Below are 19,685 nucleotides of genomic sequence, written 5' to 3' on the forward strand. Positions count from 1 at the left end.
CCATCCCGATCGTTTCCGGGACCGGTCAGCCGTCTCTCCCGATGACGGTGCCGGAACGAAAAAGGGCGGCCCGGTCGGGCCGCCCTTCCTCGATGGATCCGGACGAAACCTAGAAGCGGTACTTCACACCGAACTTGGCCTGCCAGACCGACGCTCCGCTGAACGAACCGGCGGTGTCCTGGGACAGGGAGTTGTACTGGTAGAAGTTGCCGCGTCCGGCCACGCAGCTCGTGACCTGACAGTTGACCGCCACGACATCGGTCGAGCTGCCACCGATCTGTTGCAGCACGCCCCACTCGTCGTTGATCAGGTTGCCGATGTTCTCGACCGTTCCGTAGAGCGCAAGGCGCGCACCACCGGGGAAGAAGGCCGGCAGTTCCTGCTCGATGTAGAGATCGACCGTGGTGAAGTCGGGCGATTCGAACCCGTTGCGCGGGGCGATCTGGCCCGCGTGATCGATCAGTCCCGTCCGCTCGAGGTAGCTGTTGAAGGCGGCCAGATCGAAGGCGGCCGCATAGGTGACGATCGGGTCGCTGGTCCGGGTCACCTGGCCCGATCCGTCGGTCCGGGGCACGTAGAACAGCTGGCGCTGGCTGGTGACGTTCTCGCCGAACAGGGTCGCGGCCGACTGGGCGAAGGCATAGCTAAACCTGCGGCCCGACCGATGCTGGGCGAACAGGTTCACGCGCGTCCGGTAGTCGCCGAAGAAGGCCCGGTCATAGGTCAGGTTCAGCTTGAAGACGTTGTCGAAGGCATAGTTGGAGCGGGCGACCGCCGGATTGTTCGGATCCGAAGTGACCACGCCGTTGAAGTTGGACAGGGCGACCGACGAGGTGCCGGGGTTTTGCTCCGTCGCATCGGTATAGGTGTAGGACAGGTTGAAGCCGAGGCCTTGAGCCCAGCCGTCATACCATGCCTTGTCGAGGGACACGGCGAACTGGTCGGTTGTGCCGCCGTCGAAGTTGGTCAGCATCAGGACGGTTCTGGCTGGGCGAGCCCGTCGCCGGGATGCCGAAGAAGGTCGGCCGGCCGTCGGGCGCGTCGGCGGTACGCTGACGCTCGTAGTTCAGGTCGACCCAGCCGATGCCGCTGTCGACCTCGGTGTGGACGTACTCTGCCCGGACCGTCCATCCCTCATCCAGACCCCAACGCGAGAAGTCGAGGTCCTTGGTGGCCCCCAGCGAGGTTTTCCAGACACTGGGCGTCTTGAAGGTCGGGTCGATGATGTTGATCGTGCCCGTGCCCCGGGTGGCGCTGGTGGTGACCCGCGCCTGCGCGATGGGTGCGACGTTGAAGCCGTCCACGTTGTCCAGCGCAGCCAGTTCCTCGGCCGAACACACCGGGAAGCTCGATGCGAACTGACCCGTGAAGCCGGCCCGACGGCACTGGAACAGACCCACAAGGTTGCCGGTGTTCGTGTAGTTGTTGGAGATCCAGACATTGGGCTGACCGCCCTGGAAGCGACCGATGCCGCCGTAGATCGACAGACTGTCCGTGGCCTGCCAGTTGAAGCCGAAGCGCGGCTGCAGGGTCGAGATGCCGTCGACGTTCGAATTGCTGCGGAAGCCGTAGGTCTGCTCGAACGCAGGGTTGGCCAGCGGCCGCTCCTCGGCGTCGTACCAGTCGTAGCGGAAGCCGAGGTTGACGGTCAGGTTCGGCGTGACCTCCCACTCATCCTGGGCGAACAGGGTGTTGATCGCATAGCTGAAGGCCGCGCCGGCGTCGGTCTTGTCGTTGCTGGCGGCGCTCTGGTAGCCGATGGAGGACGCCCGGCCGTTGCGGAAGTCCTCGAGCGAGGCGAACTCGTACTCGCCGTTTGCGAACTGGACGAACAGGTTGAAGACGTCCAGCTTTTCACGCTCGTAGCCGAAGGTGAAGGCGTGGCCTCCGTCGGCCAGATAGCGACCGAGGATACGGAACTGGTCGTTGTCGTTGGTCAGGACGTTGGCGTGACGCGAACGCTCGGGACCGAAGCGGATCGAGCGACGCGGGGCCGGGCCCGAGGGATTATCAAGGAAGACCTGGAAGGCGGCGAAGTCGCTTCCGCCCAGCGGGGACGAGATGTTCTCGACCTCCTTGCGCGACACCGACAGCTCGGTCGAGAACCGGTCGCTCCAGTCCGAGAAGATCTGCGCCTTGTAGGTCTTGAGGTTGGATTCCAGCACATAGGCCTGGGAGAGCAGGCCGAGGCTGGGGAAGGTGCCGCTGGTGCTGGACCCGCTCAGACGCAGGTCGCCGCCCTCGGTCTGCTGGTAGGACACGGCCGCGCGGTGGCGGTCGCTAATGTTCCAGTCCAGCTTGACGAAATATTTCTCGTCCTCGACCAGCAGCTCATCGGCGCGCCAGTCGAGAGGGTCGAAGCCGTACACGTCCTCGCTGATCTGACGGACCGCGTCGGCGTCAGCCTGGGTGATGCCGCGGACTTCGTTGACGGAACCGGACCCTTGAGCACCCGTCAGGACGGGCTCGCTCGATTCGAACTTCTCATAGTTGAACAGGAAGAACAGCCGGTCCTGAAGGATCGGCCCGCTGATCGTCGCGCCCCAGGTCGTTTCCTCGAACTCGGTCCCGGAGATGTCGACATCGCGACGGTTGCCGGTCTGGAAGTCGTCGTAGCCGAAGGTCGTCCCCCGCAGGTCCTGGTTGGTCGTCTCGTAGAAGACTTCGCCGGAGAAATCATTGCCCCCGGACTTGGTCACGGAGTTGACCACGCCGCCCGTGAAGCTGCCGTACTGGACGTCGTAAGGCGCGACATCGACGCTGACAGCTTCGAGCGTCGAGATGGAGATCGGCGAACGCTGGGTCGGGAAGCCGTTGGCATTGAGGCCGAAGTCGTCGCCCTGACGGATGCCGTCGACGAGGAAGGCGTTGGCCCGGTTGCTCTGCCCACCGATCGACAGGGCGTCACTGCTGGCCGCATCGGTGGTGGCGAAGGGCGAGGTGCGCACGAAATCGCGGATGTCGCGGGCGATGGTCGGCAGGGTCTCGATGTCGTCGGTGTTGAAGGTTGACCGCGGGCTGGTGGTCCGACGGCCACCGGCCGAGCCGGTCACGATGATGTCGTCGAGGTCGGTCTCGCCGATCGCCTCGCCGGCGGTCACGACAATGTCGAGGTTCGCGGGGCTGCCGATTCCGATGCCATCCAGCTCGGTTCTCTGGGCGGGATAGGCGGCCGAGGAGACGGTCACCACATAGGGACCGCCGACGCGCAGGTTCCGGAGCGTGTAGGTCCCGTCCTCGCTCGTCAGCGTGGTCGACGCGGTGTTGGTCGGGGCGTGGACCACGACCACCGTGGCACCCGCGAGCGGCTGGCCGGCGGGGTCGACGATCTGGCCGCGGATGCCGCCCGTGGTCTCCTGGGCGAAGGCCATGCTGGCCGCAGCCATCGAGGTGAGAAGGGCGGTGGTTCCCCAGAAGGTTCGCCGGCTGTTGGTCATCGTCTTTTACTCCAGGCCAGGCGCAACAGGCGCCGAGATCGAGCGACCCGGGAAAGCGGGGCTCGCAGCGGGCCCCGATAGGGAGCGTCTTCGACGCCGTCGCTACAGCCGCGCGACAAATATGTGGCAACGCTTGCCTCGCCCGGCGCTCGTCCACTCACACTGGGCTTCAGGCGACCGCATGCGGCAGGTCGTCGCCGGTCGCTCGTTCACCGCGGCCTAACCGTTGGCAAACCCGAACGGCGCCGAGGTCCTGCGGATGTCATCCGGCAGGATCTGGCGGCCGATCGGCGGGGCTGACCGGGCGGGGCATTCGGTGCGGTGGCACAGGCGGCAGGTCACCCCGATGGGCGTGGGGGCCGGAGGGACGGCGTCGTTCTGCACATAGATCAGCTTGCCGGCGTGTTCGGCCGCGCAGCCCAGGGCGATGGCCCGCTCGACCCGCTGCGCCCCGAAGCCGCCGCCGCCCGCCGTGACCGTCCGGGCGATGGAGAAGAAGCGCTGGCCGTCCGGCAGCTCCAGCCACTGGGTGACGATCTCGCGCGGCGTGCGGAACGCATGATGCACCGACCACAGTGGACAGCCACCGCCGTGGCGGGCGAACGGAAACCCGGCCCCGTCCAGGCGCTTGGAGACGTTTCCGGCCGGATCGACGCGGATGAAGAAGAAGGGCACCCGCTCCTGCCCCGGCTTCTGCAATGTGGTCAGCCGGTGGGCGGTCTGTTCGAAACTGGTGCCGAACTGACGCGACAGGGCCTCGATGTCATAGCGCCGGGCCTCCACCGCCCGGGCGAAGGGGCCATAGGGCATGACAATGGCCGCCGCCGCATAGCTGGCCAGCGCCCGGTGGGTCAGCCGCTCCCCGCTCACGGTCTCGAACACGCCCGTGGCGCAGACGGCGGCGATGCTCTCGCCCATCTCCAGATGGGCGATCTGCTGGGCCATCTGGAACTGGCGGCTGGCAGCGTCGAGCGTGTCGTCCAGCAGCAGCTGTTTGCGGTGCAGGTCCAGACGGCGCACCGAGCCGACCATGACGTCGGGCGGCAGGCGGCGCACGGTCAGGCCGTGATGGTCCAGCAGATGCCGCTCCGCCCCCCCGGCGGTGGTGATCGCCCGGGCGATCTGCTCCGCCTGGTCGTCCAGGGACGGGAAACTGTTGCGCCGGGCGGCCAGGAACCGCCGGGATTCGGCCACCGGATCGGGGGCACCCGCCTCCCCGTCCAGCACTTCGGCGCTGCGGTCCGCCAGGGCCAGATGCTCCTCCTGCCAGGCCGTGTGCAGCCGCAGCAGGGCCTCGGTCACGCCGGGGAAGTTGGCCGCAAGGTCGGCATTCTCCAGCGGCGGCAGGTCGATGTCCGAGAACATCGGGTCCTTCAGCACCGCCTGCAGCCGGGCCGTGATCTCCGACCCGTCCGACCGCGCCAGCGCCGCCATGTCGATCTTGTACGTCTGCGCCAGCCGCAGCAGGACATCGGCCGTCAGTGGCCGGTGGTTCCGCTCCAGCAGGGCGATGTACGACGCGGAAATCTCCAGATCAGCCGCCATATCGGCCTGGGTCAGGCCCAGATCCCTCCGGATCCGCCTCAGGGACGGTCCCACAAACAGACGGCGCGGCGGCAACATGGGGTGGTCTCCACTGTCCTTACATCCTTACACCAGATTTCTGTAAGGTTTGACAACTCGACCTCGGGCCCGCTTCGCAGCGGCGTCCTGCAAGTTTACCCGGGTCATGACAACTCCCCCGTCGAGGATTTCCGATGTCATACCAGAAGCAGATTCAAGAGATCACCGGCCTGATCGAAAGCAAGGCCGCACCCTGGAGCGGCATCAGCGCCGAGGCCGTCGCCCGCATGCGCCTCCAGAACCGGTTCCGCACCGGCCTCGACATCGCCCGCTACACCGCCGCCATCATGCGCCGGGACATGGCCGCCTATGACGCCGACCCGTCCAAATACACCCAGTCGCTGGGCTGCTGGCACGGCTTCATCGGCCAGCAGAAGATGATCTCGATCAAGAAGCATTTCGGCTCGACCGAGCGTCGCTACCTCTACCTGTCCGGCTGGATGATCGCCGCCCTGCGCAGCGAGTTCGGCCCCCTGCCCGACCAGTCAATGCACGAGAAGACCTCGGTCCCCGCCCTGATCGAGGAGCTCTACACCTTCCTGCGCCAGGCCGACGCCCGCGAACTGGGCGGTCTTTACCGCGACATCGACGCGGCCCGCGCCGCCGGCGATACCCTGCGTGAACAACAGTTGATCCATGCGGTGGACAACTACCAGACCCACGTCGTGCCGATCATCGCCGACATCGACGCGGGCTTCGGCAATGCCGAGGCGACCTATCTGCTGGCCAAGAAGATGATCGAGGCCGGGGCCTGCGCCCTGCAGATCGAGAACCAGGTCTCCGACGAAAAGCAGTGCGGCCATCAGGACGGTAAGGTCACGGTCCCGCATGAGGACTTCCTGGCCAAGGTCCGCGCCTGCCGCTACGCCTTCCTCGAACTGGGGGTCGACGACGGCGTCATCGTCACCCGCACCGACAGCCTCGGGGCCGGCCTGACCAAGCAGATCGCCGTCTCGACCTCGCCGGGCGACCTCGGCGACCAGTACAACAGCTTCCTCGACTGTGAGGAAATCGCGCCCGGCGATCTGCAGAACGGTGACGTTATCCTGAACCGGGACGGCAAGCTGCTGCGCCCGAAACGCCTGCCGTCCAACCTGTTCCAGTTCCGCCCCGGCACCGGCGAGGACCGCTGCGTGCTGGACAGCATCTCCAGCCTCCAGAACGGGGCCGACCTGCTGTGGATCGAGACCGAAAAGCCCCACGTCGAGCAGATCGCGGGCATGATGGACCGCATCCGCGCCGTCGTTCCCGACGCCAAGCTGGTCTACAACAACTCGCCCTCCTTCAACTGGACCCTGAACTTCCGCCAGCAGGTGTTCGACGCCTGGTCGGCCGGGGGACGCGACGTCTCCGCCTACGACCGGGCCCGGTTGATGAGCGTCGACTATGACGGCACCGAGCTGGCCGATGAGGCGGACGAACGCATTCGCACCTTCCAGGCCGACGGGGCGAAGCGGGCGGGCATCTTCCACCACCTCATCACCCTGCCGACCTATCACACCGCCGCCCTGTCGACCGACAACCTGGCCCGCGAATACTTCGGCCGCGAGGGCATGCTGGGCTACGTCAAGAACGTCCAGCGCGAGGAGATCCGCCAGGGCATCGCCTGCGTGAAACACCAGAACATGTCCGGCTCGGACATCGGCGACGATCACAAGGAGTATTTCGCCGGCGAGGCCGCCCTGAAGGCGGGCGGGGCCCACAATACGATGAACCAGTTCGGCGAGGCCGCCTGACAGGCCTTGTCCGGTGACTCTGACACAGGTTGCCGGCACCCGTTAACGCGGTATCCATGGCCCCCGTGCACCATGGGGCCATGACGAACGCTCTGGATCTTGATCGCCTCGAGCAGGCCGACGCCCGGACCTTGCCCCGGGCACGGGTCCCCAAGCCGGGCCGGGCCGCGCCCGTGGATGGTGCCGTGCCCCGGGGCCCCTTCCGGCCCGAGGTCTGGGTCAATGCCCGCCAGCGCCATGCGGCACGAATATCGGTTCACTGGTTCCGAAGCGCGGACGTTGCTGCGGTCACCCTCCTGACCATACTGGCCGCGTCTCTCGGATGGCCCGGCGGCCTGCTGACCGCCCCCCTGTCCGCGGCACTCCCACTCGTTGCAGGTGCCGTGGTCGTCCTCGCCCTGATCCCGTCGCTCGGACTGTACCGTTTCCCCGGCGACCGGGGCACCGCGGGCCCGATGGCGGTGATGGCCAGCATAGCCGGCTTGGGCGGGGTGGTCGCGCTCGGGATCGACATTCTCCTGTCCGGCGGCGCGACCGCGAGAACCTGCCTCGTGTGGGCCGGACTGGTCGCCAGCATCCTGAGCCTCATGCACATGGTCTGGAGCGCGCGTGTGGATGACTGGCGGCGCGAGGGCAGACTGACACCGAACATCGTCCTGGTCGGGGCCACCCGAAACGCAGAGGCCTTGATCCACGGTGCCCTGCAGCGTCGTGACATCAATGTTCTGGGGGTCTTCGACGACAGACTCGCCCGCTCACCCAACGCCTTGGCGGGCGTGCCGGTACTCGGCGATGCAGCGGCCCTGATGACCCACCGCATGACGCCCTATGTCGACCGCATTGTCCTGGCGATTGATCCCAAAGCCGAACGACGGGTTCGGGAGTTGTCAGCGCGTCTGTCAACCCTGCCGAACGAGGTCACTTTGCTGATCGATCCCGTGAACGACAGCGAGCGCGGCATGGACCTGAACCGGCTTGCCCGGGCTCCGCTGGCGATCATCGGCGGGCCCGTCGATCCGGACCGACGGGCCTTCACCAAGCGAGTGCAGGATCTGGTGGTGGGCGGTCTTGCCCTTGTTCTGCTCTCGCCCGTGATCCTTCTGACAGCGCTGGCCATCCGGCTCGACAGCCCCGGGCCCATCTTCTTCCGCCAGCGCCGCCACGGCTTCAACCAGGAGGAAATCGTGGTGTGGAAATTCCGGTCGATGCGACAGGAGGCCGCCGATGCCACAGCCAGCCGCCAGGTGACCAGCGACGACGACCGGGTCACCCGCGTCGGGCGCATCATCCGGTCCACCAGCCTGGACGAACTGCCCCAACTGTTTAACGTCCTGAAGGGCGAGATGTCCCTGGTCGGCCCGCGACCCCATGCCATCGGGATGAAGACAGGCGAGACCGAAAGCGCGCTGCTGGTCGCTGAATACGCCCACCGTCACAGGATGAAGCCGGGCATGACGGGCTGGGCGGCGATCAAGGGCTCCCGTGGCCCCCTGCACAGTGCGGAGGATGTGCGTCGACGCGTCCGGCTCGACGTCGAGTACATCGAGCGGCAGTCGCTGTGGCTGGATCTGTGGATCATGGCGGTGACCGTGCCGGTTCTGCTGGGAGACCGGGCGGCTATACGCTGATGTTCTGGCGCGGGGTCTGGGGCTATCTGCCCGCCAACATCATCCAGGGTGTGGTGGGGTTCGGATCCATCGTGGTCTTCACCCGGTTGTTGTCGGCTGAGGAGTTCGGCCGGTACGCCCTGGCCTTCTCGATCATGACTTTCGTGCATGTGGCCACCTTCAGCTGGCTGGAGGCGGCCATGGCGCGCTTCTGGGCCGCCGAGCGGGGACAGGGGCTGGCCGACCATTTCACCACCCTGTACCGCAGCGCCGCCCTGATCACGGCGCTTGGCCTGTTGCCCGCCGCGCTCCTTCTGTGGATCACGCCGGTCGCGACGGACCTGAAGGCCGCGATTGCCGCCGGGCTGGCGGGCATCCCGATCCGCTGTTTCGCCAAACTGGTCCAGGAGCGCTACCGCGCCGCGGGCGAGGTTGGCCGATCCGCCAGCATGGACATCGCCGTTTCGCTGGGAGGGTTCCTGATCGGCGTAGGCTGCGCTGTCGGCGGGCTGGGTGCCGCGTCCCCCCTGATCGGCATCGGCGTCGCCCCGCTGCTGACCCTTCCTTTCGTTCTGCCGGGAGAGCTGAATCAGGCGCGCGGCGGGGTCCACTACCGGGCCCGGATGTCGACCTATGCCCGATACGGCTATCCGATCGCGGCCGGCCTTGGCCTGTGGTTGATCATGGCCTCGACCGATCGACTTCTGCTGGAGATCTTCCTGGGGCCGGCCGCTGTCGGGGCCTATCACGCCGGCTACAGCCTCGCGAGCCGGACGCTGGACGTGCTGTTCATCTGGCTGGGGGCGGCTGGCACGCCGGCCCTGATCATGGCCTGGGAGCGGGGCAGCAAGGAGGCCTTCCGCGCTGCAGCCCACGAACAGGCCTCGACCTTCATCCTGATCGGCCTTCCCGCCGCCATTGGAGTGGCCCTGGTCGCCCGTCCGCTGGCGGAGTTTATGATCGGTGAGGACCTGCGAGCCGTAGCTACCTCGGTGACGCCGTGGATCGCCTTGTCCGCCCTGCTGTCAGGGGTCACCGTGTACTACCTCAATCAGTCATTCGTCCTGGGCAAGCGGACCGACAGGCTCGTGCTGACCCTGTGCATTCCGGCGGGGGCGAACGTGGCGCTGAACCTCGTTCTGGTTCCCGCGATGGGGGTCCCGGGAGCTGCCATCGCGACCACGGCCAGCTTAGCCATTGGCGTGGTGGCGTCCATCGTCATGAGTCGCCCGATCGTGGCCATGCCGCTGCCCTGGGAAACCCTGATCCGATGCGGCGCGGCGAGCGCCCTGATGGCCATCGTGGTCATCACACTGCCGACGCCCGGCGGTTTCGTCGAGGTGATGCTGAAGGCGGGGCTGGGAGCGATTGTCTATGCGGCCGCTGCCCTGGTGCTGAACGCGGCAGGGGTTCGCGATCTGGCCCGGAGTCTTCACGGACGTCGTGCGGCCTCGAGGATGACCGCATGAACCGGGCCGTGCTCACAGACAATGCCGCCCGACGACAGGCCAGACCCGCCATGTCGGTCCTGATCCCATTTTTTCGGGACGATCCTTGCGACCTGCTCCAGTTGCTGGACGAGGAGGCCGGGGCCCTTGAAAGCGCGGTCGAGGTCGTCGTCCTGGACGATGGTACAAACGATGCCGATCTAACGGCCGGCGTGCAGGCCCGGATCCGCGCCATGACGCTTCCGGCCCGCCTCATCAGCCTGAACCGCAACGAGGGGCGGTCGCGCGGTCGCAATCGTCTGGCCGCCGCCGCCCGTGGCGGATCCTGGCTGTTTCTGGACAGCGACATGCGGCCGGACCATCGCCGGTTTCTATGGACCTGGGCCGATCTGGTCGCGCGCGAGGATCCGGCGGTGGCCTTCGGGGGCTTTTCGCTGCTGCAGGCCCCGACAGATGCACAGTACTCCGTGCACCGGGCCATGGCGACGCGGGGCGAGTGCGTGCCCTATGGCGAGCGCGCGCGGACGCCGGAGAAATACGTCTACACCTCCAACCTCCTTGTGCGACGCGATGTGTTCGAGGCCGAGGCCTTCGACGGGACCTTTACGGGTTGGGGCTGGGAGGATGTGGAGTGGGCGATGCGGGTCTCGCGTCGGTTCCGCGTCGTCCATGTCGACAATCCGGCGACCCATATGGGCCTGGACACGGTCGAGGCGCTTGCTGGAAAATATGAACAGTCGGCAGACAATTTTGCGCGGATTGTGGCGCGGCATCCCGACATCGTGCGCACCTATCCCAGCTACCGCGCGGCACGGCTGCTGAAAAAGGTTCCGGCGCTGGCGCGCCTGCGGCCGTTGATGAAGCGGGCGGCGGTGACCTCATGGGTGCCCACCGGGACTCGCGCCTTTTCGCTGCGGCTGTATCGCGCCGCCCTCTACGCCGAGAAGGTGTGATGGGGGACGTCGCGGTGATCGTGCCGACGATGCGACGGCCTGCCAGCCTCGCCCGTGCGCTCGCCTCCATGTTCGGCCAGACCGGCGTATCGGAACGGCTGGATGCAATCATCGTCGTCGACAATGATCCGGCGGGCACGGCGGCGGAGACCGTGGCGCGACTGGCACCGGAAAGCCCGTATCCGCTGATCTATCGCCACGAGCCCCGTCCCGGTGTGGCGACGGCCCGCAACGCCGCGCTGGCCATGACCGGGGCCCCGCTGATCGCCTTTCTGGACGATGACGAGGCAGCGTCGCCGGGATGGCTGGCCGCACTGCTGCAGGCCCGGGCCGTGACAGGGGCCGACGTGGTGTTCGGTCCCATCACAGGCCGGGTACCGGACGGCACGGGCTGGCCGACGCCCTATCTGGAGCGGTTCTTCGGGCGTGAAGGTCCGGCAGAGACCGGGCTGATTGATCATCCCTTCGGCTGCGGCAACTCGCTGATGGTGCGGGCTACAGCCCTGCCGGGGGCGGCACCGTTCGATGCCGCCGCGGATCAGAGCGGCGGCGAGGACGACCTGCTGTTCGCCTCCCTGCGCGCACGCGGCGGTCGCTTCGGCTGGGCAGCGGACGCCCGGGTCGAGGAGTTCGCCCCGGCGCATCGGGCGACCATGCGATACGCGCTGGCCCGGGCCTTCGCCTATGGCCAGGGGCCCAGTCAGACCGCGGCGAAGGCGGGCCATCCCTGGGAGGTCCTGCGCTGGATGGCGATCGGGTTCGCCCAGACAGGGATGTGGGGATTGGCCGCCGTCGCTCTGACGCTCATCGGCCGTCCGTCGCGGGCCGACCTGATGGACCGCACCGCCCGGGGCCTGGGCAAGGTCTTCTGGATGAAGGGGTTCGAGCCGCGGTTCTATGGCGCGCGCGAACTGGCCCGGCTGGACCGGACCACGCCGGTCAGCCCGTCAACCGCCTGAGGAAGGCAGGGGGGCGGTAGGTCGAGCGGTTGACCACAACGCCGGCGATCCGGCCTCCGACGGCCTCGATCTCATCGCGCAGGATGACCGGTTCATTGGGCGCGGTGCTCTCGGCAGCGACGATCAGCACGGTCGCATCGACCCAGGGGGCGAGAATGATGGCCAGATCGCTGCGGTCGGCGGCAGGCGCATCGACCACGACCGTGTCGGCATGCTGGCGCATGGCGTCCCAGTAGCGGGCGTCCGGAACGGCCTCGGCGCGCTGGCCCGAGCGCAGCAGCTCGGCGCGGAAGCGGGTGACCCACAGGCGGCTCCCGAGACACGCGCGGGCGGTCATCAGCCGGGCGGGAGCGACCGGCTTCCGGTCGCGGCCCATGACCGGGGGCGTGACGACGAAGAAGCCGGCCCCGTTCGGGGAGGACGCAGTCGCCGGCCCGAGGCGACCAAACCGGTCGGGCTCGGCGGCCACGGCATCCTGCTGGCCGGGCTGGGCCAGATCGGCGTCGACCAGCCAGACCGGTTTTCTGGCCCGCACGGCGGCGAGGCGGGCGAACTCGCGGGCGACGGTGGAGGTCCCCTCCCCGGTATGGGCGCAGGCGAACTGAATCACCCGGCCGCGATGAGCGGGAGACGGTCCCAGCGCCGCCCACAGGCTCGCCATTTCGGATGTGAGATCGACCATCGAATCGGCTACGCGCTGACCATTGGTCCCGAGGCTAGCACGGGCCGCCAGTCACTCAGCGCGCCTTCATGGGGGCCACGGCCAGGACCGGCATGTCCAGGGTCCGGCCGACGACCGCAGGGGTGGCGAAGCCGCGGCGGGTGAAGACCCGAAGCAGGCCGACGCACAGGGCAGTGAAGCCAGCGAAAAGGATCACCAGGGCCAGAAGCGGGACCTTCAGGCTGGTGCCCCGGGTTGGCGGGGCGGCCCGCTCGATGACCCGGACATTGTCAGCCCCGGCGCGGACCAGACCGTTATCGGCCCGGCTCTGGGTCTCGCGCTGCTGAAACTCGCGGATCGAGGCCGTCAGGACATCGCGATTGGAGGCCAGGGTCGCGTTCTCGGACTCCAGCCGGGTCATGCGGGCCTGACGGTCGAGGATTTCGGCCAGCTGGCGATTGACCGAGGACAGGCGGGCGCTGAGGGAGTCGCGCTCGGCCCGGGTGGTGATCCGGGTCGATTCCAGCTCGGTCCAGACGGGGTTGGGACCCAGTCGCACCTCCTTGGCTCCGACAGTCGTGCCCGTGGCCACATAGGCCTGGAGGCCGGCGATCCGCGCCTCGATGTCCCGCACCGGCTGGCTGTCGGGCTGGTAGCGCGCCAGAAGCTGTTCCCGCTCCGTGCGCAGCTGAAGGATCTGGTCCTGGGCCGACAGGTTCAGGTCCTGCTGCAGGGTGACCTCGGCCGGGGTCAGGGCCTGCTGGGCCTCCAGCGTCTGCAGCCGGCGGGCCGCCTGGTTCAGCTGGTTCTCGACCGACAGCTTCTCGGCCAGGGTGGTCTGGTAGACGGTGGCGAGCGCCGTCTTCGAGGCGGCGAAATCGCCGATGTCGTTGGAGGTCAGGAAGGTTTCATAGGCGGTGTCGACATCGGCCAGTTCGTCCTCGAACACGCGGCGCTGGGACTGGATAGCGGGGGTCGAGCGGTCCTGAAAGACCTCGCGGCGATAGATCAGATACTGGTCGAGGATGGCGTTCAGGACAGCGGCGGACTTTTCGGCGCTGTCACTCTTGAAGCCCAGACCGACGATGGCGCTCTGGGGCGTGGTGGAGATGGACAGGCCCTCATTGATGATCTTGAGCACGTCGCCTTCCTGTTTGGCCACAGGATCGTTCGACGTCTTGCCGGGCGTCTGGAAGAAGGGCAGGCCCAGGGCCCGGACGGCCCGCAGCTTGACCTCGCGGCTGGCGATGATGGTGGCCTCGGATTGCGCCACCTCACCGGGAGCCGGCGGCTGGGACTGCCGGTCGTTCAGGGCCCCGACGCGGGGCTGATAGACATATTCCTGGCCGGCCCCCACGAACAGGCTGGCGCCAGCCGTGTAGGTTTTCTTCAGGGTCAGAATGGCGGCCGTGCCCATCGCCACTATCAGCACGAAGACCACGATCATCACGACCAGTTCGCGGAACAGCAGGCCGATGACGTCGACCAGCCCATAGCGCGGGCGGGCCGGGACATAGGCTGTCGTGGAGGCCGACGAACGCATTGGGGCTGGCGAATCCGGGGATCGGTGAACTGTCCATGATCCTTGGACGGTCGGCGTTAACCATCCATTACCCATGACCGGCGAGGGTCAGGCCATGTTTGATCGGCGACAGATTCTGTGGACCCTCGGGGCCGCCCTGCTGGCCGCGCCGGTCGCGGGGTGCGCCTCGGGACGATCGGCACCGCGCGTCGAGCGGGTCCGCCGAGAGGATTTCGCCGACATCGGCTTTGCCGACTGGACCGATGCAGAGCCGGAATATCTGCTGTTTCCAGGCGACGAGATCGAGGTGGCGACACCGACGGCCACCGAACTGACGCGGACCCTGAAGGTCGGGCCGGACGGACGGATCGCCCTGCCCCTGATCGGTCAGGCCATGGCGGCCGACCGGACCATCGCCGAGCTGGAATACACCCTGTCGGAGGCCTATGCGGCCGAACTGGTGCGGCCGGTGGTCGAGATCACCCTGAAACAGGCCGGGCCGCTGAAGGTCTGGGTGGCCGGCGAGGTGCGGACGCCCGGCGTCTACGACATGCCCGGCGACATCGACGCCTATCAGGCCGTGGTCATGGCCGGCGACTTCCTGCCCAGCGCCCAATCCGGCCAGGTCGCCCTGATCCGGCGCGGGCCCGGCGGGCGGCGGATGATGCGGCCCGTCGACCTGAGGCCACGGCGCGGCGAGGTCGTAGCCCTGCGGCGGGGCGACATCCTGTTCGTGCCGCGCACCACCCTGGGGGAACTGGCCAACTTCTTCACCCAGGTGAGGAACGCCCTGCCGATCGGCTTCAACTATTCGATCAACGGGCAATACCAGAGCTTCTAGGGCGCTGCCGGGTGCCGCGCAGTCTCAGTCAGACAGTCGCGGGCTACCTCCCCGGCTTGTGTCACCTGACACGAAAACACCGTGACATAATCCCCGTGACAAAAAGCCAGACCGTTGAAACAACGGAGAAGTTTGGCGTCTAAAAATCTCACCCCGACGGGATTATCGGAAATTCGGACAAGCCGACATCCCCCGAAATCGGCGCACGACAGACCTGTCAAAGACCACAAACAGAGGCTGGGGATCGAGGCCTGCCCGCGCAAGGCCCCTTGCGGAATAAATTCTCCCCGCCCGAGCTTGAGGCCGTCGTTCCAGTCCCTGTCGGCCGCGGGCGAGATGGCGGAACCCGGCCGGTCTGCATCCCTGTGGGCCGGTGCGCGTTTCGGAAGGCCACAGGATCGATCCGTGCGGAGCCGGCGTGTGCTGCTGTTGTCCTGACGCAGCGGTTCCGGCTTCCGGGGCTCGGTCTGTTCTCGCACCAGTTTTCAGCCCCATGCCCTTTACGGGGACGTCGCTTGAAGGCTCCTCATCGGACCCGCCCCCATGCCCCTGCTCCCATTCCCGGGTCTCGTTCGTCTCGTCCTGCTCGGTGCCGGGCTTGCGGGGCTGGGGGCCTGTGCCTCAGCCCCTGCGCTGCAGACGGTGGAGCTGAACCGCGCCCAGGCCGATCAGGGCGGGGCGACGTTTCGCCAGGGTGTCGGGATGGCGGCCACGGCCCCCCTCGATGACCTGAACCTGCGCCGTCAGGAGGTTCCCGAGATCCTGATCTCGGCCCGCCGGGCACCTTACGCGACCGACGGCCTGCGGAGATGCCGCGCCGTCATGGCCGGTATCGCCGCGCTGGATGACGCGTTGGGCCCCGATGTCGACCAGCCCGAGCCGGAAACGGGCACGGGCGATCAGGCCGCCAATATGGCGCTGGACATGGTGCGCGACACGGCGACCGACTTCATTCCGCTGCGGAGCTGGGTGCGTCGGCTGTCAGGGGCTGCGGCCCATGACCGGGAGGTCCAGGCGGCGATCCGCGCCGGGCTGGTGCGGCGGGGGTTCCTGAAGGGGATCGTGCTGGAGAGGGACTGCGGCGGAACCTGACAGGCCGGCGGAAGGCAGGCAGTCATGCGCACGAGCACCGGGTCGGTCTTGCCGCGTCGTGGAAGTCCGTGCCGGCCGGACGGGCGACCGCGGCTCGCGAGCCTTTGGAGCCGGCCGAAGCAACCTTGATAGATTTGAAGACTTCAGGATTCAGGCGGTCGACCGCGAGTCTGGCGTGCGGCGTGCCCGGTAACCGTGGCTGTCCACTTGGGAAGACGATGATCACACCGCCAACTGACAAAATCCTGATGATCGTCGAGGACGACATGCTGGTCGCGACCAGTCTCCGGGCCGAACTTGAAGACGCCGGCTACCAGATCCTCGCCCTGACCGACCGAATCGCGGACGCACTTGAGGTCGCCCGGGCCGGGGAGCCGGATCTGGCGCTGGTCAATATCCAGCTCGTCGACGGCGACAACGGCATCGAACTGGCCGAGCAGCTGAAGGCGCTGGATATTCCCGTTCTGCTGATCAGCGGGCAAGTCAGCCGCGCACGGTCGGCGAGGACGGTCGCGATGGCCTCGCTGCCGAAGCCCTATGACGCCGCAGACATGGTGCTGGCCGTCGACTATCTGCTGGAGCGCGCCGAAGGACGGCGTTCGCTGCCAAGGCCGGGGGGCCTTGAAGTGTTCGACGAAGACGATTGCGGCCTTACCCCAACGGCCCGGGATCGCCGCGCGGGAGGCATCTAAAGCCTTGCGAGCAGGAGTGCCCTCGCCCGCGGAAGCGACCGGCCGCCCCACGGGACGGAGGTACGGATCGACGGCGCGCCCATACGCGCCTTCGCCGGTGGGCAGCCCGTGTCCCCGAGGCCCGGGTGGACACCTGTCGAGGGCCTGGTCCTAGGCCGCCAGCTTGACCACGCCGGCGTCGATGTAGCGGCGAGCGGCGCGCTGGGCTTCGGCAATTTCCTCGCGTTCCATCTCCTCGGACATCTCGCGGCGATAGACCCGCGCCTCGACCGAGCCCTTCATGGCCGCCAGATTGAAGATCATATGGGCCGAGACCCGGTCCATCGGGCAGCCGCCCGAGCCGGATGAATACATCATGCCCAGGCGGAACAGGGCGTCGCCGTCCATATCCGAGGTCGGCAGGGGCAGCGTGGCCTCCGCGGCTTCCGTTTGCAGTTCCGGCGCGGTTTCTTGCGCGTTCATAACCGTATCCCTTGCGAGGGCGAACGTCCGTTCTGGACCCGCCTTTCGAGACGCGATCAAATACCCCCGGTTTGAAGTTAAAGTTAACAGCGCCGGGAGCCGCAAATTCTTTTCAGTAAAGGGGAAATGAATACTGGCGGCGTCGTTCACAGCTCGGAAATATACCATCAACGCCTGATTCACGCCGGGTATCCGGGAGGTTAACGCGCCCGCTGGCCGAACAGCACTTTGCGGGCATCCTCTGCCGCCTTGCCGGACGCGGCCAGATTGCTGCGCAAGGCCTCTCCGACGGCGCGGCCGGCCTGGACCGCCGGCCGGTCCCCGACCCGCTTCATCCACGCGGCGAGATGGGGGAAGTGCGCCAGATCCTGGCCCTGATGCTCGGGCAGGATCCACGGCCAGGCGGCCATGTCGGCGATGGAATAGTCGCCGGCCAGATAGTCGCGGTCGGCCAGACGGCGGTCCATGATCCCGTACAGACGGTGGGTCTCGTCGGTATAGCGGCGGACGCCATAGGCGATCTGGCGCTGGTCCTTGATGATCGCCGGGGCGTACTGGCGGAAATGGTGGGTCTGGCCGGCCATGGGGCCGAGGCCGCCGACCTGCCAGAACAGCCACTGGTCGATCTCGGCGCGCTGGCGGATGTCGGTCGGATAGAAGCGGCCGGACTTGTTGCCCAGATACTGGAGGATCGCCCCGCTTTCGAAGATCGAAAGGGGTTCGCCCCCGGGGCCGTCCGGATCGACGATGGCCGGCATGCGGCCGTTGGGGCTGAGGGCCTGGAATTGGGGCGTGAACTGTTCGCCCGTGCCGATGTTCACGGGCTGGACCTCATAGGGCAGGCCCATTTCCTCCAGCGCGATGGAGACCTTCCAGCCGTTGGGCGTGGGCCAATACCAGAGCTGGAGGGGGGCGGTCATGGGCGGTCTCCGTCGGGGGCGAACTCCTGATCTGGGTTACCGGGCCACGGGCCGCAAGGCGGTGTCTGGATCGGGGCCGTCACGGACCGCCAGATCGTGCAGGCAGCCATTCAGCCGCCGTTCATGGACGGGGGCCGAGCGTGACGGTGAGCCGCCGGATCCGGCGTGCGGGGAAGACGAGACATGAAATCGATGCTGACGGCCTTTGCCGCCCTGACTGCCCTGGCCCTGCCGGCCGGACTGCCGACCGTGGTGATGGCCCAGGAGGAGGCCCGGTTTGAGCAGGCCCGGCCGTCGAATGACGCGGGCGGACGCGGGCGGCGCGAACAATCCGGCGGAGAGTCCGGGCGGGGCGTCCGGCAGGACCGGGCCGAACGCCCGGCACAGCCGGACCGCAGCGGCGGCGGCGGCCAAAGCCGCCGGGACCGCGGGGGCAGCGAGCGGGGTGGCGGCGACCAGGGCCGGGGCGAGCGCCCTCGCTTCGGCGAGGAGCGCGGGGGCGGCAACCGCGGCGAGGGCCGCGGGGGCTGGACGCGACCCGACACCCCGACCTCGCCTGTGGTCACGCCACCGTCCCAGGACCGGGGCTCACCGGGTCGTGACCGGAATCGGGACCGTCCGGACCGGCCCCGGGGCAATGAGGGCCGCGATCGCAACGGCGGCTGGACCGGCGGCGACCGGAGCGGCCGGGATCGCAACGACGGCCGCGACCGGAACAATGGCGGCTGGAACGGCGGCCAGAACAACGGCGGCTGGGATCGCGACCGCAACAACGGCGGGCGAAACTGGAGTAACGACCGTCAGGGCCGTCGCGACTACGACGGCTTCAGGAATCGGTGGAACCAGAACGACTGGCGCCGCGACTGGAATCGCAGCCGCAGTCACGACTGGTGGCGCAATGACCGGGGCTTCCGCGGCTATACCGGCTTCCGGTCCGGATTCTACTTCGCGCCCAACTATGGCTACTACGCCGTGCCCCGGGCCTATTTCGGCCAGCGCTGGTACCCGGGCAGCTACCTGCCGTCGATCTTCTGGCGCTACAGCCTGAATGACTACCGCACCTATGGCCTCGGCTATCCGCCGCCGGGGACGCAGTGGGTCGCGGTGGACACGACGATCTATCTGATCGACAGCCGCGACGGCTACATCATTGAGGTCATCCACGACGCCTGGCGCTGGTAGCGCCAGGCCCGGGGCCGGCCGGGATCAGCCGCAGTCGACGCTGCGGATGATGCCGGTGGCCTCGTCGTAACGGATGTTCAGACGGTTCGGCCGATAGTCCTCGGTCGCCGCACAGGTGGTGCAGACGAAGCGGACATCGGCCCCCTGGACGAAGCTGACGGCCGCCCGGTTGCGGCCGATCAGGCTTTTCGAGGCTTCGGCGTCGCACCGGGCGGGGCCCCCGACCCCGTCAGGGCCCGGGGCGGCGGTGGGCGCGCAACCCGCCGTCAGGGCCGCGGTGGCCGCGACAAGGACGATCAACCGCATCGGACCTGCTCCACGATCTGGGTTTCGGCGTTATAGAAGATGTTCAGACGATAGGGCGAGAAGTCCATCGTCACCGGGCAGGTGGTGCAAACCACCCGGCGATTGACGACCTCGACCGGGACGGGGATCTCGCTGCGGGGGCGACCGACCAGATATTGCAGCTCGCGCGCCTTGCAGAGGTCGCCGTCATTGTCAGGCATGCGGCTGCCGACGGGCGGGTTGGCCTCGGCCCGCTCGACCACGG

18 protein-coding genes are annotated in these 19,685 nt (G+C 67.6%); 9 read left to right on the forward strand and 9 right to left on the reverse strand.

Annotation, left to right across the window (positions count from 1 at the left end; all coding sequences use genetic code 11):
- Positions 1-109 precede the first annotated feature (109 nt).
- The 3 genes from SJY26_RS14010 to SJY26_RS14020 all read right to left on the reverse strand — a co-directional run bounded on the left by SJY26_RS14010 (position 110) and on the right by SJY26_RS14020 (position 5,060).
- Positions 110-973: a hypothetical protein gene (locus tag SJY26_RS14010; RefSeq protein ID WP_396593618.1), complete on the reverse strand. Its 864-nt coding sequence runs from the start codon at positions 971-973 to the stop codon at positions 110-112.
- A complete protein-coding gene (locus tag SJY26_RS14015) occupies positions 906-3,437 on the reverse strand; it encodes a TonB-dependent receptor domain-containing protein (protein ID WP_396593619.1) in 2,532 nt (843 codons plus the stop codon). Before SJY26_RS14015 ends, SJY26_RS14010 begins: the two co-directional genes overlap by 68 nt.
- 219 nt (positions 3,438-3,656) lie before the next feature.
- Positions 3,657-5,060, reverse strand: a complete 1,404-nt coding sequence (locus tag SJY26_RS14020; RefSeq protein ID WP_396593620.1) for a short-chain fatty acyl-CoA regulator family protein — start codon at positions 5,058-5,060, stop codon at positions 3,657-3,659.
- A 134-nt stretch (positions 5,061-5,194) separates the two neighbouring features.
- On the opposite strand from SJY26_RS14020, the gene SJY26_RS14025 reads away from it, so the two are divergent.
- From SJY26_RS14025 to SJY26_RS14045, 5 genes are all read left to right on the forward strand, one after another.
- A complete protein-coding gene (locus SJY26_RS14025) occupies positions 5,195-6,796 on the forward strand; it encodes an isocitrate lyase (protein ID WP_396593621.1) in 1,602 nt (533 codons plus the stop codon).
- 80 nt (positions 6,797-6,876) lie between these two features.
- The gene (locus SJY26_RS14030) at positions 6,877-8,424 is read left to right on the forward strand and encodes an exopolysaccharide biosynthesis polyprenyl glycosylphosphotransferase (RefSeq protein ID WP_396593622.1); all 1,548 of its coding nucleotides are present in this window, start codon (positions 6,877-6,879) and stop codon (positions 8,422-8,424) included.
- The gene (locus SJY26_RS14035; RefSeq protein WP_396593623.1) at positions 8,424-9,872 is read left to right on the forward strand and encodes a lipopolysaccharide biosynthesis protein; all 1,449 of its coding nucleotides are present in this window, start codon (positions 8,424-8,426) and stop codon (positions 9,870-9,872) included. The genes SJY26_RS14030 and SJY26_RS14035 overlap by 1 nt, the downstream gene beginning before the upstream one ends.
- Positions 9,869-10,804, forward strand: coding sequence for a glycosyltransferase family 2 protein (locus SJY26_RS14040; protein WP_396593624.1), 936 nt, complete (start codon positions 9,869-9,871; stop codon positions 10,802-10,804). Before SJY26_RS14035 ends, SJY26_RS14040 begins: the two co-directional genes overlap by 4 nt.
- On the forward strand, positions 10,804-11,763 hold the full coding sequence (locus SJY26_RS14045) for a glycosyltransferase (RefSeq protein WP_396593625.1): 960 nt from the start codon (positions 10,804-10,806) through the stop codon (positions 11,761-11,763). Before SJY26_RS14040 ends, SJY26_RS14045 begins: the two co-directional genes overlap by 1 nt.
- Here SJY26_RS14045 and SJY26_RS14050 read toward each other — a convergent pair.
- The gene (locus SJY26_RS14050; protein ID WP_396593626.1) at positions 11,744-12,445 is read right to left on the reverse strand and encodes a hfsB; all 702 of its coding nucleotides are present in this window, start codon (positions 12,443-12,445) and stop codon (positions 11,744-11,746) included. The two genes, SJY26_RS14045 and SJY26_RS14050, sit on opposite strands and share 20 nt — an antisense overlap.
- Positions 12,446-12,500: 55 nt before the next feature.
- Positions 12,501-13,967, reverse strand: a complete 1,467-nt coding sequence (locus SJY26_RS14055; RefSeq protein ID WP_396593627.1) for a GumC family protein — start codon at positions 13,965-13,967, stop codon at positions 12,501-12,503.
- Positions 13,968-14,061: 94 nt separating this feature from the next.
- Here SJY26_RS14055 and SJY26_RS14060 point away from each other — a divergent pair, with 94 nt between their 5' ends.
- The 3 genes from SJY26_RS14060 (at position 14,062) to SJY26_RS14070 (ending at position 16,571) form a co-directional block, all read left to right on the forward strand.
- Positions 14,062-14,787, forward strand: a complete 726-nt coding sequence (locus SJY26_RS14060) for a polysaccharide biosynthesis/export family protein (RefSeq protein ID WP_396593628.1) — start codon at positions 14,062-14,064, stop codon at positions 14,785-14,787.
- Between the two features lie 543 nt (positions 14,788-15,330).
- Complete coding sequence (locus tag SJY26_RS14065) at positions 15,331-15,879, forward strand: hypothetical protein (RefSeq protein WP_396593629.1); 549 nt, start codon at positions 15,331-15,333, stop codon at positions 15,877-15,879.
- Positions 15,880-16,127: 248 nt separating this feature from the next.
- The gene (locus tag SJY26_RS14070) at positions 16,128-16,571 is read left to right on the forward strand and encodes a response regulator (protein ID WP_396593630.1); all 444 of its coding nucleotides are present in this window, start codon (positions 16,128-16,130) and stop codon (positions 16,569-16,571) included.
- 150 nt (positions 16,572-16,721) lie between these two features.
- On the opposite strand, the gene SJY26_RS14075 is transcribed toward SJY26_RS14070, so the two are convergent.
- Together SJY26_RS14075 and SJY26_RS14080 are read right to left on the reverse strand one after the other, a co-directional pair.
- Positions 16,722-17,033, reverse strand: coding sequence for a sel1 repeat family protein (locus tag SJY26_RS14075; RefSeq protein ID WP_396593631.1), 312 nt, complete (start codon positions 17,031-17,033; stop codon positions 16,722-16,724).
- A gap of 200 nt (positions 17,034-17,233) precedes the next feature.
- Entirely contained in the window at positions 17,234-17,953 is a 720-nt protein-coding gene (locus SJY26_RS14080; RefSeq protein ID WP_396593632.1) for a glutathione S-transferase family protein, read from the reverse strand.
- 183 nt (positions 17,954-18,136) lie between these two features.
- Here SJY26_RS14080 and SJY26_RS14085 point away from each other — a divergent pair, with 183 nt between their 5' ends.
- Positions 18,137-19,135, forward strand: a complete 999-nt coding sequence (locus SJY26_RS14085; RefSeq protein ID WP_396593633.1) for an RcnB family protein — start codon at positions 18,137-18,139, stop codon at positions 19,133-19,135.
- A 24-nt stretch (positions 19,136-19,159) separates the two neighbouring features.
- On the opposite strand, the gene SJY26_RS14090 is transcribed toward SJY26_RS14085, so the two are convergent.
- Both SJY26_RS14090 and SJY26_RS14095 read right to left on the reverse strand, forming a co-directional pair.
- The gene (locus tag SJY26_RS14090; protein WP_396593634.1) at positions 19,160-19,441 is read right to left on the reverse strand and encodes a hemolysin; all 282 of its coding nucleotides are present in this window, start codon (positions 19,439-19,441) and stop codon (positions 19,160-19,162) included.
- Positions 19,432-19,641 carry an I78 family peptidase inhibitor gene (locus tag SJY26_RS14095; RefSeq protein ID WP_396593635.1) on the reverse strand — a complete coding sequence of 70 codons (210 nt, stop codon included), beginning with the start codon at positions 19,639-19,641 and terminating at the stop codon, positions 19,432-19,434. The genes SJY26_RS14090 and SJY26_RS14095 overlap by 10 nt, the downstream gene beginning before the upstream one ends.
- Positions 19,642-19,685 lie beyond the last annotated feature (44 nt).

It is taken from the genome of Brevundimonas sp. R86498, assembly GCF_044598075.1.
Taxonomy (GTDB): Bacteria; Pseudomonadota; Alphaproteobacteria; order Caulobacterales; family Caulobacteraceae; genus Brevundimonas.

Bases quoted from the DNA above. Each gene is read 5' to 3' on its own strand.
- SJY26_RS14010 (WP_396593618.1), bottom strand. From the start codon at position 973: ATGCTGACCAACTTCGACGGCGGCACAACCGACCAGTTCGCCGTGTCC.
- SJY26_RS14015 (WP_396593619.1), bottom strand. From the start codon at position 3,437: ATGACCAACAGCCGGCGAACCTTCTGGGGAACCACCGCCCTTCTCACC.
- SJY26_RS14020 (WP_396593620.1), bottom strand. From the start codon at position 5,060: ATGTTGCCGCCGCGCCGTCTGTTTGTGGGACCGTCCCTGAGGCGGATC.
- SJY26_RS14025 (WP_396593621.1), top strand. From the start codon at position 5,195: ATGTCATACCAGAAGCAGATTCAAGAGATCACCGGCCTGATCGAAAGC.
- SJY26_RS14030 (WP_396593622.1), top strand. From the start codon at position 6,877: ATGACGAACGCTCTGGATCTTGATCGCCTCGAGCAGGCCGACGCCCGG.
- SJY26_RS14035 (WP_396593623.1), top strand. From the start codon at position 8,424: ATGTTCTGGCGCGGGGTCTGGGGCTATCTGCCCGCCAACATCATCCAG.
- SJY26_RS14040 (WP_396593624.1), top strand. From the start codon at position 9,869: ATGAACCGGGCCGTGCTCACAGACAATGCCGCCCGACGACAGGCCAGA.
- SJY26_RS14045 (WP_396593625.1), top strand. From the start codon at position 10,804: ATGGGGGACGTCGCGGTGATCGTGCCGACGATGCGACGGCCTGCCAGC.
- SJY26_RS14050 (WP_396593626.1), bottom strand. From the start codon at position 12,445: ATGGTCGATCTCACATCCGAAATGGCGAGCCTGTGGGCGGCGCTGGGA.
- SJY26_RS14055 (WP_396593627.1), bottom strand. From the start codon at position 13,967: ATGCGTTCGTCGGCCTCCACGACAGCCTATGTCCCGGCCCGCCCGCGC.
- SJY26_RS14060 (WP_396593628.1), top strand. From the start codon at position 14,062: ATGTTTGATCGGCGACAGATTCTGTGGACCCTCGGGGCCGCCCTGCTG.
- SJY26_RS14065 (WP_396593629.1), top strand. From the start codon at position 15,331: ATGCCCCTGCTCCCATTCCCGGGTCTCGTTCGTCTCGTCCTGCTCGGT.
- SJY26_RS14070 (WP_396593630.1), top strand. From the start codon at position 16,128: ATGATCGTCGAGGACGACATGCTGGTCGCGACCAGTCTCCGGGCCGAA.
- SJY26_RS14075 (WP_396593631.1), bottom strand. From the start codon at position 17,033: ATGAACGCGCAAGAAACCGCGCCGGAACTGCAAACGGAAGCCGCGGAG.
- SJY26_RS14080 (WP_396593632.1), bottom strand. From the start codon at position 17,953: ATGACCGCCCCCCTCCAGCTCTGGTATTGGCCCACGCCCAACGGCTGG.
- SJY26_RS14085 (WP_396593633.1), top strand. From the start codon at position 18,137: ATGAAATCGATGCTGACGGCCTTTGCCGCCCTGACTGCCCTGGCCCTG.
- SJY26_RS14090 (WP_396593634.1), bottom strand. From the start codon at position 19,441: ATGCGGTTGATCGTCCTTGTCGCGGCCACCGCGGCCCTGACGGCGGGT.
- SJY26_RS14095 (WP_396593635.1), bottom strand. From the start codon at position 19,641: ATGCCTGACAATGACGGCGACCTCTGCAAGGCGCGCGAGCTGCAATAT.